At 50.3% G+C, this 15,184-nt stretch carries 12 protein-coding genes; 6 read left to right on the top strand and 6 right to left on the bottom strand.

Annotated elements, in window-relative coordinates:
- Positions 1 to 2: 2 nt before the first annotated feature.
- From ING2E5A_RS14650 to ING2E5A_RS14635, 4 genes are all read right to left on the bottom strand, one after another.
- Positions 3 to 629: a porin family protein gene (locus ING2E5A_RS14650; protein WP_071138044.1), complete on the bottom strand. Its 627-nt coding sequence runs from the start codon at positions 627 to 629 to the stop codon at positions 3 to 5.
- Between the two features lie 183 nt (positions 630 to 812).
- Positions 813 to 1,568: a succinate dehydrogenase/fumarate reductase iron-sulfur subunit gene (locus tag ING2E5A_RS14645; RefSeq protein ID WP_071138043.1), complete on the bottom strand. Its 756-nt coding sequence runs from the start codon at positions 1,566 to 1,568 to the stop codon at positions 813 to 815.
- Between the two features lie 19 nt (positions 1,569 to 1,587).
- The gene (locus ING2E5A_RS14640) at positions 1,588 to 3,543 is read right to left on the bottom strand and encodes a fumarate reductase/succinate dehydrogenase flavoprotein subunit (protein WP_071138401.1); all 1,956 of its coding nucleotides are present in this window, start codon (positions 3,541 to 3,543) and stop codon (positions 1,588 to 1,590) included.
- 76 nt (positions 3,544 to 3,619) lie between these two features.
- On the bottom strand, positions 3,620 to 4,306 hold the full coding sequence (locus tag ING2E5A_RS14635; protein WP_083373384.1) for a succinate dehydrogenase cytochrome b subunit: 687 nt from the start codon (positions 4,304 to 4,306) through the stop codon (positions 3,620 to 3,622).
- A 311-nt stretch (positions 4,307 to 4,617) separates the two neighbouring features.
- On the opposite strand from ING2E5A_RS14635, the gene ING2E5A_RS14630 reads away from it, so the two are divergent.
- Entirely contained in the window at positions 4,618 to 5,472 is an 855-nt protein-coding gene (locus ING2E5A_RS14630) for an endonuclease/exonuclease/phosphatase family protein (protein ID WP_071138041.1), read from the top strand.
- 64 nt (positions 5,473 to 5,536) lie between these two features.
- Here the strand turns inward: ING2E5A_RS14630 and ING2E5A_RS14625 are convergent, their stop codons facing one another.
- Positions 5,537 to 6,730, bottom strand: a complete 1,194-nt coding sequence (locus ING2E5A_RS14625) for a pyridoxal phosphate-dependent aminotransferase (RefSeq protein WP_071138400.1) — start codon at positions 6,728 to 6,730, stop codon at positions 5,537 to 5,539.
- A 294-nt stretch (positions 6,731 to 7,024) separates the two neighbouring features.
- Complete coding sequence (locus ING2E5A_RS14620; protein WP_071138040.1) at positions 7,025 to 7,660, bottom strand: peroxiredoxin; 636 nt, start codon at positions 7,658 to 7,660, stop codon at positions 7,025 to 7,027.
- Positions 7,661 to 7,886: 226 nt separating this feature from the next.
- Between ING2E5A_RS14620 and guaB the strand changes: the two genes are divergently transcribed.
- The 5 genes from guaB to ING2E5A_RS14595 all read left to right on the top strand — a co-directional run bounded on the left by guaB (position 7,887) and on the right by ING2E5A_RS14595 (position 15,126).
- On the top strand, positions 7,887 to 9,365 hold the full coding sequence (gene guaB, locus ING2E5A_RS14615) for an IMP dehydrogenase (RefSeq protein ID WP_071138039.1): 1,479 nt from the start codon (positions 7,887 to 7,889) through the stop codon (positions 9,363 to 9,365).
- Positions 9,366 to 9,523: 158 nt separating this feature from the next.
- Positions 9,524 to 12,937: an isoleucine--tRNA ligase gene (gene ileS / locus ING2E5A_RS14610; protein WP_071138038.1), complete on the top strand. Its 3,414-nt coding sequence runs from the start codon at positions 9,524 to 9,526 to the stop codon at positions 12,935 to 12,937.
- Positions 12,938 to 13,127: 190 nt separating this feature from the next.
- Positions 13,128 to 13,508, top strand: a complete 381-nt coding sequence (locus tag ING2E5A_RS14605; RefSeq protein WP_071138037.1) for a TraR/DksA family transcriptional regulator — start codon at positions 13,128 to 13,130, stop codon at positions 13,506 to 13,508.
- Between the two features lie 96 nt (positions 13,509 to 13,604).
- Entirely contained in the window at positions 13,605 to 14,291 is a 687-nt protein-coding gene (locus ING2E5A_RS14600; protein WP_071138399.1) for a lipoprotein signal peptidase, read from the top strand.
- A complete protein-coding gene (locus ING2E5A_RS14595) occupies positions 14,281 to 15,126 on the top strand; it encodes a DUF4296 domain-containing protein (protein ID WP_161942050.1) in 846 nt (281 codons plus the stop codon). The genes ING2E5A_RS14600 and ING2E5A_RS14595 overlap by 11 nt, the downstream gene beginning before the upstream one ends.
- Positions 15,127 to 15,184 lie beyond the last annotated feature (58 nt).

The raw sequence follows: 15,184 nt of genomic DNA, 5'->3' as shown, positions 1-15,184 counted from the left end.
CTTTAGAAGAAGAGGGTAGCGGTGACCGACCAGATTCCCTTCTTCTGGTTGAAGAGCTCTTCAAAGTCGGGTTCACTTACCGAGTAATCGTCGGTCATCTTAATCCTGTAGTTGAATCCCACGGCCAGTCGCTCAAACAGCTCCACGCCGGCACCCAGGTTGATCCCTGCCTGGAAGTTTTTTGCCTTAACCATGTCGACAAAATCGTCATAAGTCAACTCATCTTCCGATAGCAGGACATTGATGTAGGGACCGGCCGCAAAGAATGCAGCCAGCGAGGAGATCAGATCAGCCCTGTATTTCAGGTTCACCGGAACGTCGATGGAGTGGCTTGAAACATCTTCAATCAAGCTTCCAATCCCATCCTGATCAATTCTCTTTACGTTCATCTTCCCGTTGCTATAGAGGATAGACGCATCAAAGCCAAAATCGGCCACCGGGAGCAGCAACTCGACTGTTGGCCCCACCTTAAAATCATTCATGTTCTCCACCGAGAAGAGATCCTTGGTAAAGGATGGCTTGTTGACACCCACCTCTCCCCTTATGCCAAAGCGCAATTGAGCACTGGCAGTACCACCTGTCAAAAGCAGGACGAACAGGCAGATAATCCAAGATTTGTTCAATTTCATTGTAGAAGCTTTTAAATGTGAATCATTCCGTTTCCAGTTGCAAATCTACATACTATGACAGTTAAAACGGGAAAAAGTTGAAACAAAATTTCAAATTAATTCAATCACCGGTACTCTTGCAGAAAAGAAAAGCGTTCTGCCCCATGATAGGGCAAAACGCTTTATCTATTGATATTAAGAAGATTAATCTTTGATCTTTGCTTTCAAATATTCGCGGTTCAACCGTGCAATGTGGCTGATGGAGATATTCTTCGGGCACTCCTGTTCGCAGGCTCCCGTGTTGGTACAGTTACCAAAACCGAGCTCATCCATCTTGGCCACCATCGCCTTGGCCCGTTTTGCCCGCTCAACCTGTCCCTGCGGGAGCAGAGCCAGCTGGCTCACTTTTGCCGCAACAAAGAGCATGGCCGATCCGTTCTTGCAGGTTGCCACGCAGGCCCCGCAACCGATACATGCAGCAGCATCCATCGCCTCGTCGGCAATATGTTTTGGAATGGGTATAGCATTACCGTCGGGAACACCGCCTGTGTTTACCGAGACATAACCTCCAGCCTGGATAATCTTGTCGAATGCGCTCCTATCTACCATCAGGTCGCGGATAACCGGGAAACCGGCCGAACGCCACGGCTCTACAGTGATGGTGTCTCCGTCGTTGAATTTACGCATGTGGAGCTGGCAAGTAGTGATATCTTCATCGGGTCCGTGCGGATGTCCGTTGATATAGAGGCTGCACATTCCGCAAATGCCTTCGCGGCAATCGTGGTCGAATACAACCGGATCCTTTCCTTCGTTGATCAGCTGCTCATTCAGGATATCCATCATTTCGAGGAATGAACTGCCTTGCGAGATATCTTTCAATGCGTAGGTCTCAAAATGTCCTTTCTCTTTCGGACCTTTTTGACGCCATACTTTTACGTTGATGTTTATATTTTTGTCCATAGGGTGATACGATTTTAAATTACGACTTATAATTGCGTTGTTGTCTCTCGATAAATTCATAGTTGAGAGGCTCCTTGTACATTACGGGATCTTTCTCCTCGCCCTGATATTCCCAGCAGGAGACATAGGCGAACTTGTCGTCATGACGCAAGGCTTCTCCCTCCTCGGTCTGATGTTCTACGCGGAAGTGTCCACCGCACGATTCTTCCCTGTCGAGCGCATCGTGAGCCATCAGCTCTCCAATCTCGATAAAATCGGCCAGACGGATCGCCTTCTCCAACTCAACGTTCAACGAATTTTTTTCACCCGGAATCCGTACATCCGACCAGAACTCACGTTTCAGTTCCTTGAGCGATCCGATCGCTTTTTTCAGACCCTCAGCTTCGCGGGCCATTCCCACAAAGTCCCACATGATGTGGCCCAGTTTCTTGTGGAAATAGTCTACCGAATGGGTTCCCTTGATGCTCATCAGCCTGTCCATCCGTGCATTTACTCCCTTCTCCGCCTCTTCGAACTCGGGGCTGTCGGTGCTGAACCTGGGTACCCGGATCTGGTCGGACAGATAGCTCTGGATGGTATAGGGCAGCACGAAATAACCGTCTGCCAGCCCCTGCATCAGTGCGGAAGCACCCAACCGGTTTGCTCCATGGTCGGAGAAGTTGGCCTCACCTATGGCGAAGAGTCCGGGGATGGAGGTCATCAGTTCGTAATCGACCCAAAGTCCCCCCATGGTGTAGTGGATGGCCGGGTAGATCATCATCGGGGTTTCGTACGGATTGTCGTCGACAATCTTTTCATACATCTGGAACAGGTTGCCGTAGCGGGCTTCCACCACATCCTTGCCAAGACGTTTGATGGCATCCGCAAAATCGAGGTATACAGCCAGTCCCGTTGTGCCTACTCCATAGCCTGCGTCGCACCGCTCTTTGGCTGCACGTGAGGCCACGTCGCGGGGAACAAGGTTTCCGAATGCGGGATAACGGCGTTCGAGATAGTAGTCGCGATCCTCTTCCTTTATATCTGTCGGCCTCAGTTTCCCTTCTCTGATAGCCTTGGCGTCTTCAAGTTTCTTGGGCACCCAGATTCTACCGTCATTACGCAGCGATTCCGACATCAATGTCAGTTTCGACTGGAACTCGCCGTGAACCGGGATACAGGTCGGGTGAATTTGCGCCATACAGGGATTTGCAAAGTATGCACCCTTCTTGTAACATTGCCATGCGGCAGATCCGTTTGAACCCATGGCGTTGGTTGAGAGGAAGAAGGTGTTACCATATCCGCCGGTGGCGATAACCACGGCATGGGCCGCAAATCTTTCCAGTTTGCCGGTTACGAGATTACGGGCGATGATACCGCGGGCGCGACCGTCGATAATTACGAGATCCACCATTTCGTAACGGGTATAGAGTTTTACCTGATTCTTGTTCACCGCACGGCTCAAAGCGCTGTAGGCGCCAAGAAGCAGCTGTTGGCCCGTCTGTCCGCGGGCATAGAAGGTACGTGACACCTGAGCACCGCCGAAGGAGCGGTTGTCTAGCAATCCTCCATATTCGCGGGCAAAAGGAACACCTTGGGCCACGCACTGGTCGATGATGTTGTTGGAGACTTCGGCAAGGCGGTAGACGTTTGCTTCGCGCGCCCTGTAGTCGCCCCCTTTGATCGTATCGTAGAAGAGACGGTAAACGGAGTCGCCGTCGTTCTGATAGTTCTTGGCAGCGTTGATTCCTCCCTGGGCGGCAATGGAGTGTGCGCGACGGGGAGAGTCCTGGATACAGAAGTTCAATACATTGAATCCCAATTCACCCAGTGATGCCGCAGCCGATGCACCGGCAAGACCGGTTCCCACGACAATGATGTCGAGACGGCGTTTGTTGGCGGGGTTCACCAGTTTCTGGGTTGCCTTGTAGTTCGACCATTTCTCGGCCAACGGCCCTTTTGGAATTTTTGAATCCAGCTTTATCGTATTGTCTGTCATAGTAGTGTTGTTTTCTACTTTTACAGTTTCGTCTTCTTTGTTTATCATAATGTTATCAATTTTTTTTTAGTAAAAATCAGGCTCCAAAGCCAAGCAGATAATAAACCGGAACGGAAATGAACAGCAGGCAGATAATGGTAGCTAATACATAGGAGATCTTCTTTATGCGGGGCAGCCAGGTCTTGTTGTTCAATCCCAGTGTCTGCATGGCGCTCCAGAAACCGTGTGTAAGATGATACCACAGTGCAACGAGCCATACGATATAGATGCTGCTGTAAAGCGGCTGGGTGAAGAGTTCACGGATGAAATAGGCTCCGTCGGTCGGATCGTGGTAACCTGCAGCTGCATAGTTGTGTCCGTGCATCAGTTCAACCAATTGCATCTTCGACCAGAAGTGGATCAGGTGAAGCGCAAGGAATCCCAGGACGATGATACCCAGGACCAACATATTTTTTGAAGCCCATGAAACGTTCTTTTGAGAATCGCTAACGGCATATCTGCTTGCACCTCTTGCCTTCAGGTTCTGGAGTGACAGGATCAACGCATAGATGATGTGGAAAATAAAGCCCAACGCCAGAATGCCGGTCGCGATAAGGGCGTACCAGTTGGCACCCAGTGTCGCGGCGATGGTATTGTATGCATCGGCCGAGATGATCACTACAAAATTCATCAAACTGTGGAACATCAGAAAGAGGACGAGAAACAAACCGGAAATACTCATGATGAGTTTCCGTCCAATAGAAGAATTAATTAGCCAGCTCATAGAGTTATTGTTTAAAATTGTATTTAATAATTATTTGATTTTCAATCGCACTGGTTTAAAAAACTATAAATTTGATCTATAGGAATTTGGTAATGTAAATGAGAGCACAAAAATAGCATTTTATCGCGTCAAAAAAGAATAAATGGAGTATTAATTTGTCGCCCCTCCTTATTTAGAAACGTTCTTTTTAGAGATTTCCGATGCCAGAATGGTGCCGATTTATTTTGTGATACCTTCGCAAATATTTTTTTTAATTGTATTTTTGGGCGCTAAACCTCAGGGTTGACAACCATAAATGAAGAGATACAGAGATGAAACGATTATTCTATTTTTTTCTGCTGTTTTCCAGCATGACCTTTGTTGGCTGTTCCACTGCAAAGAAAAGCCTTACGATGAATGTCGCCTCCTACAACATCCTGATGGATACCAAGCGTGACCATCCGAATGCCTGGAAGTATCGCCGCGAGATGGTAAAAGAGATCATCCGGTTTCACGATTTCGACATCGTGGGTACACAGGAGGCCTTTCAGCATCAATTGAACGATATTCTCGAACTTGGAAATTACGCCTACACCGGTTCGGGTCGCGACGACGGCAAGGATGGCGGTGAACATTCGGCCATTCTCTACAAGAAGGATCGCTTCGAACTGCTGGACAGCGGCGATTTCTGGTATTCCGAAACACCCGATGTGCCGGGAAAAGGTTGGGATGCTACCTGTTGCAACCGGATCTGTTCCTGGGCCAAGTTCAAGGAGAAAGAGAGCGGAAAGCAATTTTTTGTTTTCAATTCCCATTATGATCACGAGGGTCTCGAAGCGCGAAGGAACTCCTCGTTGTTGCTGTTGAAGAAGATTGAGGAGATTACCGGAGGAAAGGGTGTGGTTTTCTGTACCGGCGATTTTAACGCCACTCCCGATGATGAGCCGATCAGGATATTGAGGGAGGATGGCCGGTTGAAAGATTCCTACCTGGTTACGGCCCAACCGCCTTATGGTACCGAGGGGACCTTTAACGGCTTTCGCCAAGATTCTCCCCTCAAGGAGAGGATCGACTACGTCTGGGTTACTGAAGGGGTGACGGTCAACAAGTATGGTGTCTTGAACATGATGCCCTACTACCGTTTCCCGTCCGACCATTTCCCGGTTTTGGTCAATGTCACCTTCTAAAGTGGCAAACAAAAAAAAGAAGCGGCTTTCGACCGCTTCTTTTTTTTGTTGTCTCACTGTCTCATTATCTCAGTTTCTTCAGTGCCTCTTTCACCCGGGAGATGGCTGCTTCGATCTTCTCGTCGGAGGTGGCATAAGAGAATCGCAAGTGTCCGGGAGCACCGAACGCGTCGCCGCCCACACAGGCAACGTGTCCCTCCTCCAGAAGGAACATGGCCAGGTCGGTTGCCGTATCGATCCGTTTTTCCCCGAACACCTTACCCAGGTAGCGGCTGCATTCCACAAAGGTATAGAAGGCACCCTTGGGGTCATTTACCTTCAGATCGGGAATCTCCTTCAGTAGCCTGGTGATCAGGTTTTTTCTCCTTTCAAAAGCTAGACGCATCTCTTCCACGCAATCCTGACTGCCGGTGTAGGCTGCTTCGGCCGCTTTCTGCGAGATTGACGACGGGCCCGAAGTGTACTGTCCCTGCAGCAAACCACATGCTGTGGCAATCCATTTTGCCGCCGCGATCCACCCGATGCGCCACCCTGTCATAGCATACCCCTTGGAGACGCCGTTGACCACGATCACCCGTTCGCGAATCGGTTCAAACTGGGCGATACTCTCATGTTTCCCTACATAATTAATCTTCTCATAGATCTCGTCGGAGATGATATAGATGTCAGGATACCTTTCCAGCACTTCGGCAAGTGACTGCAGCTCCTCCCGCGTATAGACACTCCCTGTGGGGTTGGAGGGAGAGCAGAGGATCAATGCACGTGTATTGGGGGTGATGGCTGCCTCCAGCTGTTTGGCCGTGATCTTGTACTCCTGTTCAATGCCCGCATAGAGATATACCGGTTTCCCTTCGGCGATTTTCACCATCTCGGGATAACTTACCCAGTAGGGTGCGGGGATAATCACCTCCTCCCCCTTGTTTACAATGGTCAGAATGACATTGCAGAGCGACTGCTTGGCACCGTTCGAAACCACTATCCGGGCCGGATCGAAATCGAGGCCATTTTCGTTTTTCAGCTTCGTGCAAATGGCCCTTCTCAGTTCTGGAAAACCTGCAACGGGTGAATAGAACGAGAAATTCCGGTCGATCGCCTCCTTTGCCGCCTCCTTGATATGGTAGGGGGTAGAGAAGTCGGGTTCGCCCACACTCATGTTAATTACATCAATTCCTTGAGCCTTGAGCTCGTTGCTCTTTTGTGCCATCGCAAAAGTTTCGGACGGAGAGAGCGACTGTAATCGTGCTGATAACGGATGCATACGTATGAGAAGTTGTTTGTTGATTGAGGTAAGATCTCCGTTGCCGGAGATCCATCGTGATTTGATTGCAAAAGTAATCAAAAAACCGGATATTGTTGTCTATTTTCTCAAAAACAATGCTAAAATGGTTCAAAAATACACTTGTCTGCAGCTCGGACCGCCTCGCTGCTGTTATTTTCTCACTACCCTGGCAGCATCTCTCTGTCTGATCGGTATAGATGGCTATAGATAAAAAGGAACAGCACCGCTGGGTAGACCAACCGGTGCTGTCGATAGAGATATCCGTAGCGGGAATTACTTTTCGGAAAGATAGGAGGCGATACCCTCCTGGGTTGCGCTGAGTCCCTTTTCACCTTTGTGCCAGTTGGCGGGACATACCTCGCCATACTCTTCTGTAAACTGGAGGGCGTCGATGACTCTCAATATCTCGTCTACGCTTCTGCCCAGCGGCATGTCGTTCACCACCTGGTGACGGACGATACCAGACTTGTCGATCAGGAACAGTCCGCGATACGCTTCGGGAGATCCCACAAACAGCGGGTCGCCGGTTGTCTCGTCACTGTCGAACTCTCCAGCCAGTACATCATACGCCATCGAGATGGTCAGTGCGTGATCGGCAACAACCGGGTAGGTTACTCCATTGATTCCACCCTCCTTTTTGGGTGTTTGCAGCCATTTCCAATGCGAAACTGCCGAATCGGTTGAACAGGCAACCACAACCGTGTTGCGGCTTTCAAACTCACCCAGTTTTTCCTGGAAAGCGTGCAATTCCGTGGGGCAGACAAAGGTGAAGTCTGCGGGGTAGAAGAAAAATACCACATATTTCTTACCCAGATACTCTTCCAACGAGAAGTTCTCCACGATGGTGTTCCCGTCAATCACTGCAGGTGCCTTGAAAACCGGCGCCTTTTTTCCTACTAATACTGACATAGCTGTAAATTATTTATCTGTTAATTGTAAATGTTGGGTCAAAGATATGCAATTTTGATGGCCGAACCCTATTTTTTACCCGCTTATGATTCATTGAATATTTCTATAACAGCGGGTTAGGGAGGTGTAAAAAAGGAGATCTGTCGATAAAATTAACATCTCTCAATCGTTGCAATTCAACAAAAAGAGTTACTTTTGCATGCAATAAAATGTAAACATACCGATTATGTCATTTATTGCAGATAAAATCACAATGGAAGGGTTGACCTTCGACGATCTGTTGCTGGTCCCCGGTTATTCCGAAGTTCTTCCCCGCGACGTAGATCTCTCCACCCGTTTTTCAAGGAACATTCCACTGAATATCCCGATGGTATCGGCAGCGATGGATACCGTTACGGAAACTACCATGGCCATAGCGATTGCCCGCGAAGGCGGAATCGGGGTTATTCACAAAAACATGTCGATCGACGAACAGGCAAAACAGGTGCGTGCCGTAAAACGGGCGGAGAACGGCATGATTCTCAATCCCATCAGCATTCACCCCGAAAAGAGGGTTGCCGACGCGCTGGCAATGATGGGCGAGTACAAGATCGGCGGAATTCCGGTTGTGATTGACGACAATACCCTGGTGGGGATTGTAACCAACCGCGACCTCCGGTTTGAGCGGAACATGGAGAAGCTTATCCGCGATGTAATGACCCGTGAAAATCTGATTACAACCCGCCAGACAACAGATCTGGAGGCTGCCGCTGAGATACTGCAGCAGCATAAGATCGAGAAGCTTCCGGTGGTCGACTCCAACTATAAGCTGGTGGGACTCATCACCTACAAGGATATCACCAAGGCGAAGGATAAACCCTATGCCGCAAAGGATGAACAGGGCCGGTTGCGGGTTGCCGCAGGTATCGGGGTTACTTCCGATTCGGTGGAAAGGGCAGCCGCTCTTATCGATGCCGGTGTCGATGCCGTTGTGATCGACACCGCACATGGTCACTCCAAGGGGGTGGGCGACATGCTTCGGCTGATCAAGAAGACATTCCCCGGTATCGATGTGGTGGTGGGAAATGTGGCCACGGCCGAGGCGGCAAGATTTCTGGTGAATGCCGGAGCCGACGGTGTGAAGGTCGGAATCGGCCCGGGCTCAATCTGTACTACCCGCGTAATCGCCGGAGTGGGAGTCCCTCAGCTTTCTGCCATATATGATGTGGCTCAGGCCCTGAAAGGGACCGACGTGCCACTTATTGCCGACGGTGGATTACGCTACTCGGGTGATATCGTGAAGGCTCTGGCTGCAGGCGGTTCGTCCGTAATGATGGGTTCGTTGCTGGCCGGTACCGAGGAGTCGCCTGGCGAAACGATCATCTTCAACGGCAGAAAATTTAAAACCTATCGGGGAATGGGTTCGCTCTCGGCGATGCAGAAAGGGTCGAAGGATCGTTACTTTCAGGATGTGGAGGACGATATCAAGAAGCTGGTGCCCGAGGGGATCGAAGCGAGGGTTCCCTTCAAGGGGACATTGCAGGAGGTTATCTACCAGATGGTCGGTGGACTCCGGGCCGGTATGGGATACTGCGGTGCGGCTACCATCGAGCAGTTGCATGAGGCCAAATTTACCCGAATTACTGCTGCCGGATATGCAGAGAGCCATCCGCATGGCGTGATGATTACACGGGAAGCTCCCAACTACAGTCGAGACAAGGAGTAGATCCTTTCAGGCAATACAGTTCAGATTCACACCCCCGTACGGTCTATTCGCACGGGGGTGTGAACGTTACCTCTATTTTCTAATGACCAACTTCCGATTTCTGTAAAAAATCACTACCTTTGCAGACAATTTTTTTAAGTGGTATAAAAACGTTGACAATGAGCAAGAAATTCACCGAATACTCTCAGTTAAATTTATCGGAGATCAATAAGGAGATGTTGCGGCAATGGGATGAACAGGATCTGTTTCACAAAAGCCTGGAAATTCGCAAGGGGCATCCCGCGTTTGTATTCTATGAAGGTCCTCCTTCGGCAAACGGCATGCCGGGTATTCACCATGTCATTGCACGTTCAATAAAGGATATCTTCTGCCGTTACAAGACGATGAAAGGATTTCTGGTAAACCGGAAGGCCGGCTGGGATACGCACGGTCTCCCCGTGGAACTGGGCGTGGAGAAGAGTCTGGGCATCACCAAGGAGGATATCGGGAAAACCATTTCGGTAGAGGAGTACAACAACGCCTGCCGCACTGAAGTGATGAAATATACCCGTGAGTGGGAGGAGCTTACCCGGAAAATGGGGTATTGGGTGGATATGAATGACCCCTACATTACCTACGATAACCGCTATATCGAGACGTTATGGTATCTGCTGAAAGAGATCTACAACAAGGGGTATCTCTACAAGGGCTATACCATTCAGCCATACTCGCCGGCGGCCGGAACGGGACTGAGCACGCACGAACTGAACCAGCCCGGTTGCTACCGCGACGTTAAGGATACCACCTGTACGGCACAGTTCAAGATAACCAATCCGCTTCCCGAGTGGACCCAGTTCGGTGAACCCTTCTTCCTGGCATGGACCACCACGCCGTGGACACTGCCCTCGAACATGCTGCTGGCCGTAGGTCCCAATATCGAGTATGTTGCCGTCCAAACCTACAACCAATATACCGGCAAGCCCCTTACCGTGGTGCTGGCCAAAAATCTGCTCGGCTCCTATTTCCCCGCGAAGAACGCGGAGCTGAAGCTCGAAGAGTATAAGGAGGGGGATAAGAATATCCCGTTCAGGGTGCTCGAAAAGAGCTGGAGGGGATCTGAACTGGCCGGCATCGGTTACGAACAGCTTTTCCCCTGGGTGAAGGTGACCGACAAGGCATTCCGGGTGGTTTGCGGCGATTTCGTCACCACCGATGATGGAACCGGCATCGTCCATATCGCACCCACGTTTGGTGCCGACGACGCCAGGGTGGGGAAGGAGAACGATGTCCCCGGCCTCACCATGGTAGACAAGGAGGGCAACATCCGGCCGATGGTAGACCTCACCGGAAAGTACTTCCTCCTGGAGGAGCTGGACGCCGATTTCGTGAAGAATCATCTCAACGTGGAGCTTTACCGGGAGTATGCCGGCAGGTATGTGAAAAATGAATATGATGCGTCGCTCACGGCCGACGACACCACACTCGATGTCGATCTCTCCGTTGCCCTGAAGCTCCGTAACCGGGCCTTCCGCATCGAGAAGATGGTCCACAGCTACCCGCACTGCTGGCGGACCGACAAGCCGGTGCTCTACTATCCGCTCGACAGCTGGTTCATCCGCTCGACCGCCTGCCGTGAGAAGATGATCGAACTGAACGAAACCATCAACTGGAAACCTCAATCCACCGGCACTGGCCGTTTCGGAAAGTGGCTGGAAAACCTGCAGGACTGGAACCTGAGCCGCAGCCGTTACTGGGGAACACCCCTTCCGATCTGGCGCACCGAAGATGGGAAGGAGGAGAAGTGCATCGGTTCGGTGAAGGAGCTCTGCAACGAAATGCAAAAGGCGCTCGATGCCGGGGTGATGACCGAATTGCCCTGGAAAGGGTTTGACCTGAAGGAGTACCGCGATCTGGAATACGACAAGATCGACCTTCACCGTCCCTATGTGGACAAGATCGTGCTGGTTTCCGAAAGCGGCAGGCCGATGTATCGCGAGACCGACCTGATCGATGTCTGGTTCGATAGCGGTGCGATGCCCTTTGCGCAGTTCTTCTATCCGCACATTCCGGAAGAGGAGTTCGCGAAGGTATATCCGGCCGACTTCATCGCCGAGGGGGTCGACCAGACTCGTGGCTGGTTCTTTACCCTGCATGCCATCAGTACGATGGTGAAGGGAAGCGTCGCCTTCAAAAACGTGATTTCGAACGGTCTGGTTCTCGACAAGAATGGCAACAAGATGTCGAAGCGGCTGGGGAATGCGGTTGATCCGTTCGAGACCATCGAAAAGTTCGGTTCCGACCCGTTGCGCTGGTATATGGTTACCAATGCCGCTCCCTGGGATAACCTGAAGTTTGATATAGATGGTGTGGAGGAGGCCCGCCGCAAGTTTTTCGGAACCCTCTTCAACACCTACTCTTTCTTTGCCCTCTATGCAAATGTGGACAACTTCCACAACCAATATCCCCAGGTCGAACTGGCCAGGCGTCCCGAGATCGACCGGTGGATCCTGTCGCTCCTCAACTCCCTGGTCAAGGAGGTTGACGAGAACTATGCCAACTACGAGCCGACCAAGGCTGGAAGGGCAATCAACGATTTTGTAAACGACAACCTCAGTAACTGGTATGTCCGCCTGAACCGTAAACGGTTCTGGGGAGGTGAGATGACCGAGGAGAAGATGTCGGCCTACCAGACCCTCTACCACTGTCTGGTTACAGTGGCGAAGCTGATGGCACCCATAGCTCCCTTCTATGCCGACAGGCTCTATCTCGATCTGGTGACTGCAACCGGTAGTGAAGATGCCGGCTCGGTGCACCTGGCAGATTTCCCCGTGGTTGATGAGGCAGCCATCGATACTACCCTCGAGGAGCAGATGTATCTGGCTCAGACGGCATCATCCATCGTACTGGCATTGCGGCGCAAGGTGAACCTGAAGGTGCGTCAGCCATTGATGAAGATCATGATTCCCGTTGCCGACGACGAGCAGCGGAAAAATATCGAGGCGGTGAAGGCGCTTATCCTCAGCGAAGTGAATGTGAAGGAGCTGGAGTTTGTAGATTCTGCAAACGGTATGCTGGTGAAGCGGGTAAAGCCCGATTTCAAGAAACTTGGCCCCAAATATGGAAAGATCATGAAACCGCTCGCGGCATCCATCCAGGGGATGTCGCAGGAAGAGATCAACGAACTAGAGAAGAGAGGAAGATTTGCATTCCGCATCGAGGATCAGGAGGCCGTGATCGAACTGGCCGACGTGGAGATCATATCGGAGGATATTCCCGGCTGGCTGGTGGCCAACGAAGGAAGGCTTACCGTTGCGCTCGACATCACCGTAACCGATGAACTCCGCAAGGAGGGCATTGCCCGCGAGTTGGTAAACCGTATCCAGAATCTGCGCAAATCTAAAGATTTTGATATTACCGACCGCATTGCTGTCAGGGTCTCCTCCAACCCGTCGTTCGACAGGGCTATCACAGATTTTGGTGATTATATCCGGGCTCAGGTGCTTGCCGACTCAATCGAGATTGTAGCCCAGCCTCTCGAAGACGAGATCGAGATTGATGATGAAAAATTAACCATCGAGGTCCGTAAACAATAGTCGCCCTATTTGCGTTCTGTTTGATAATTCGTAAATCGGTAACTATTTTTTGTTATCTTTGCGAAAACAACTACAAACGAGATTATAGAATTTCATATTGATTTTTGGAACATTACGCGTGATAATTTTTTCGTTGGTTTGGGATGTTTGGAAGGACAACGAATAGTATAAACTTTTAATAATTACTGCTATGAGTGAGAAGACGAGATACTCTGATGAGGAATTGGAAGAATTCCGGGCCATCATCAACGAAAAGCTGGAGATAGCCAAGCAAGAATACGAAAACTATCGTGCCGCGGTAACCAATGCAGATGGTAACGATACGGTGGATACTTCCCCCACCTATAAGGTGCTGGAAGAGGGAGCCTCAACCTTGTCGAAGGAGGAGGCCGGACGGCTGGCCCAACGTCAGATGAAATTCATTCAGAACCTGCAGGCCGCACTGGTGCGGATCGAAAACAAAACTTACGGTGTTTGTCGCGAGACCGGTAAGCTTATTCCCAAAGAACGACTTCGTGCCGTTCCACATGCGACATTGAGCATCGAAGCCAAACAAGGGAAAAGAAAATAACCGTCAACCGATGATTTCAACGACAACACAGGCGGATAGCGGAGCGGAAACTTTTTTTCCGGTCCACGGGCCGATTGTGTGTAAATGGCTCCCCGAATGAACGATACCACAAAAAAAGGATTAATTGCAGTTACAGTCGTTATCCTGGTTTTGCTCGTCGACCAGGTAACAAAAATCTGGGTGAAGACCCATATGGCGCTTTACGATATGATCCACATAACCGACTGGTTCAAGATCTATTTCGTGGAAAATAATGGTATGGCATTCGGCATCGAGGCCATCGGCAAGTTGTTCCTCTCCCTTTTCAGGATAGTTGCCGTGGGAGCCATCATCGTCTACCTGATCCGGATTATCCGGGGAGACTACAAACTCGGGTTTATTGCCTGCATTGCACTGGTGTTGGCCGGTGCCTCGGGAAACATCATCGACAGTCTATTTTATGGTTCCATCTTCCAGGCAAGCTATCCGGGGCATGTTGCCTCACTGGTCCCTTTCGGCGAAGGGTATGCCTCGCTTCTCCATGGCAAGGTGGTGGACATGTTTTATTTTCCGTTGATCGAAGGTACCTATCCCGACTGGATTCCCATTTTGGGCGGAAAAGATTTCCTCTTCTTCCGTTTCATCTTTAATGTGGCCGACTCCGCCATATCCGTAGGGGTGGTACTGTTGTTGATTTTTTATCGAAAAACCCTTTCCTATTCACTTCTGTCTAAAGAGGACAAAGAGAGGTATGACCGCGAAAAGCAGGAACAACCTGAAAAAAAGATCATTCGTGAATCATAGGATTACTGCATATCTTCTGGTACTGACTTCGGTAATGTTGGGTGTTCTGATCTCCTCCTGCAGCCGGCCGAAGGAGGTCCTGGGCCGGAAAGATATGGAGAAGCTGATGTACGACATCTACATTGCCGAGGCGATGATCGAGAACGATTATAACGAATTTGGCTCACCTGAGAAAAAAGAGGCGCTCATTCGGGGGGTCTTTCGAAAACACGGCATAACACAGGCCCAATGGGATACATCCCTCTCTTGGTATTCAGACCGGATCGATCTCTACATGAAGATGAACGATTCGGTAAAGGCCAGGCTGCAACGAAGCTACATGGCAAGTGATGAGCTGATGAGACGGCAGCTTCAACAGGAACAGTCGCTTACGGCACGCTACTATCCACCTTCCCATATTCCCAACTGCTATGCATTTGATGAAACGCATCCGAAGAACGGATTTCGTTTCAGGCTGGATACAGCCGAGATTTCACAACGGATCAACGAGAACGAATTCAGTTTCGGCTTCGAGGTTATCGGTATTCCGGCCAGCCCGAAACCCGATCTGCGGGCGGTACTGATGCTCGAGTACAACGATACGGTTGTCTATCGCTACGAAGTTGTTGCCGAGAACAGGGAGTACCTGTTGCAGGGTGAAAAATATTTACCCGACGATACCATCCGGAACATAACAGGATTTGTGAGATTGCAGGACACCACAGGTCTCTTCAGAAGGATACGGTTGCTGAACATCTTCCTGGGCAATCCCGACGATTCGTTGCAGCAGGCAGATCGCTTCAAGCAGATACCGCCTGTGCATCCAAGAGAGATTAAGGGGCTCGATCCCGACTAATCGTGGATTGGCTCATGATGGAATTTTAAATTTTTTACTACTTTTGTAAAAATAAAAT

The sequence above is a fragment of the Petrimonas mucosa genome, assembly GCF_900095795.1.
Lineage (GTDB): Bacteria > Bacteroidota > Bacteroidia > Bacteroidales > Dysgonomonadaceae > Petrimonas > Petrimonas mucosa.
This window is presented reverse-complemented; position numbering and strand designations above follow the sequence as displayed.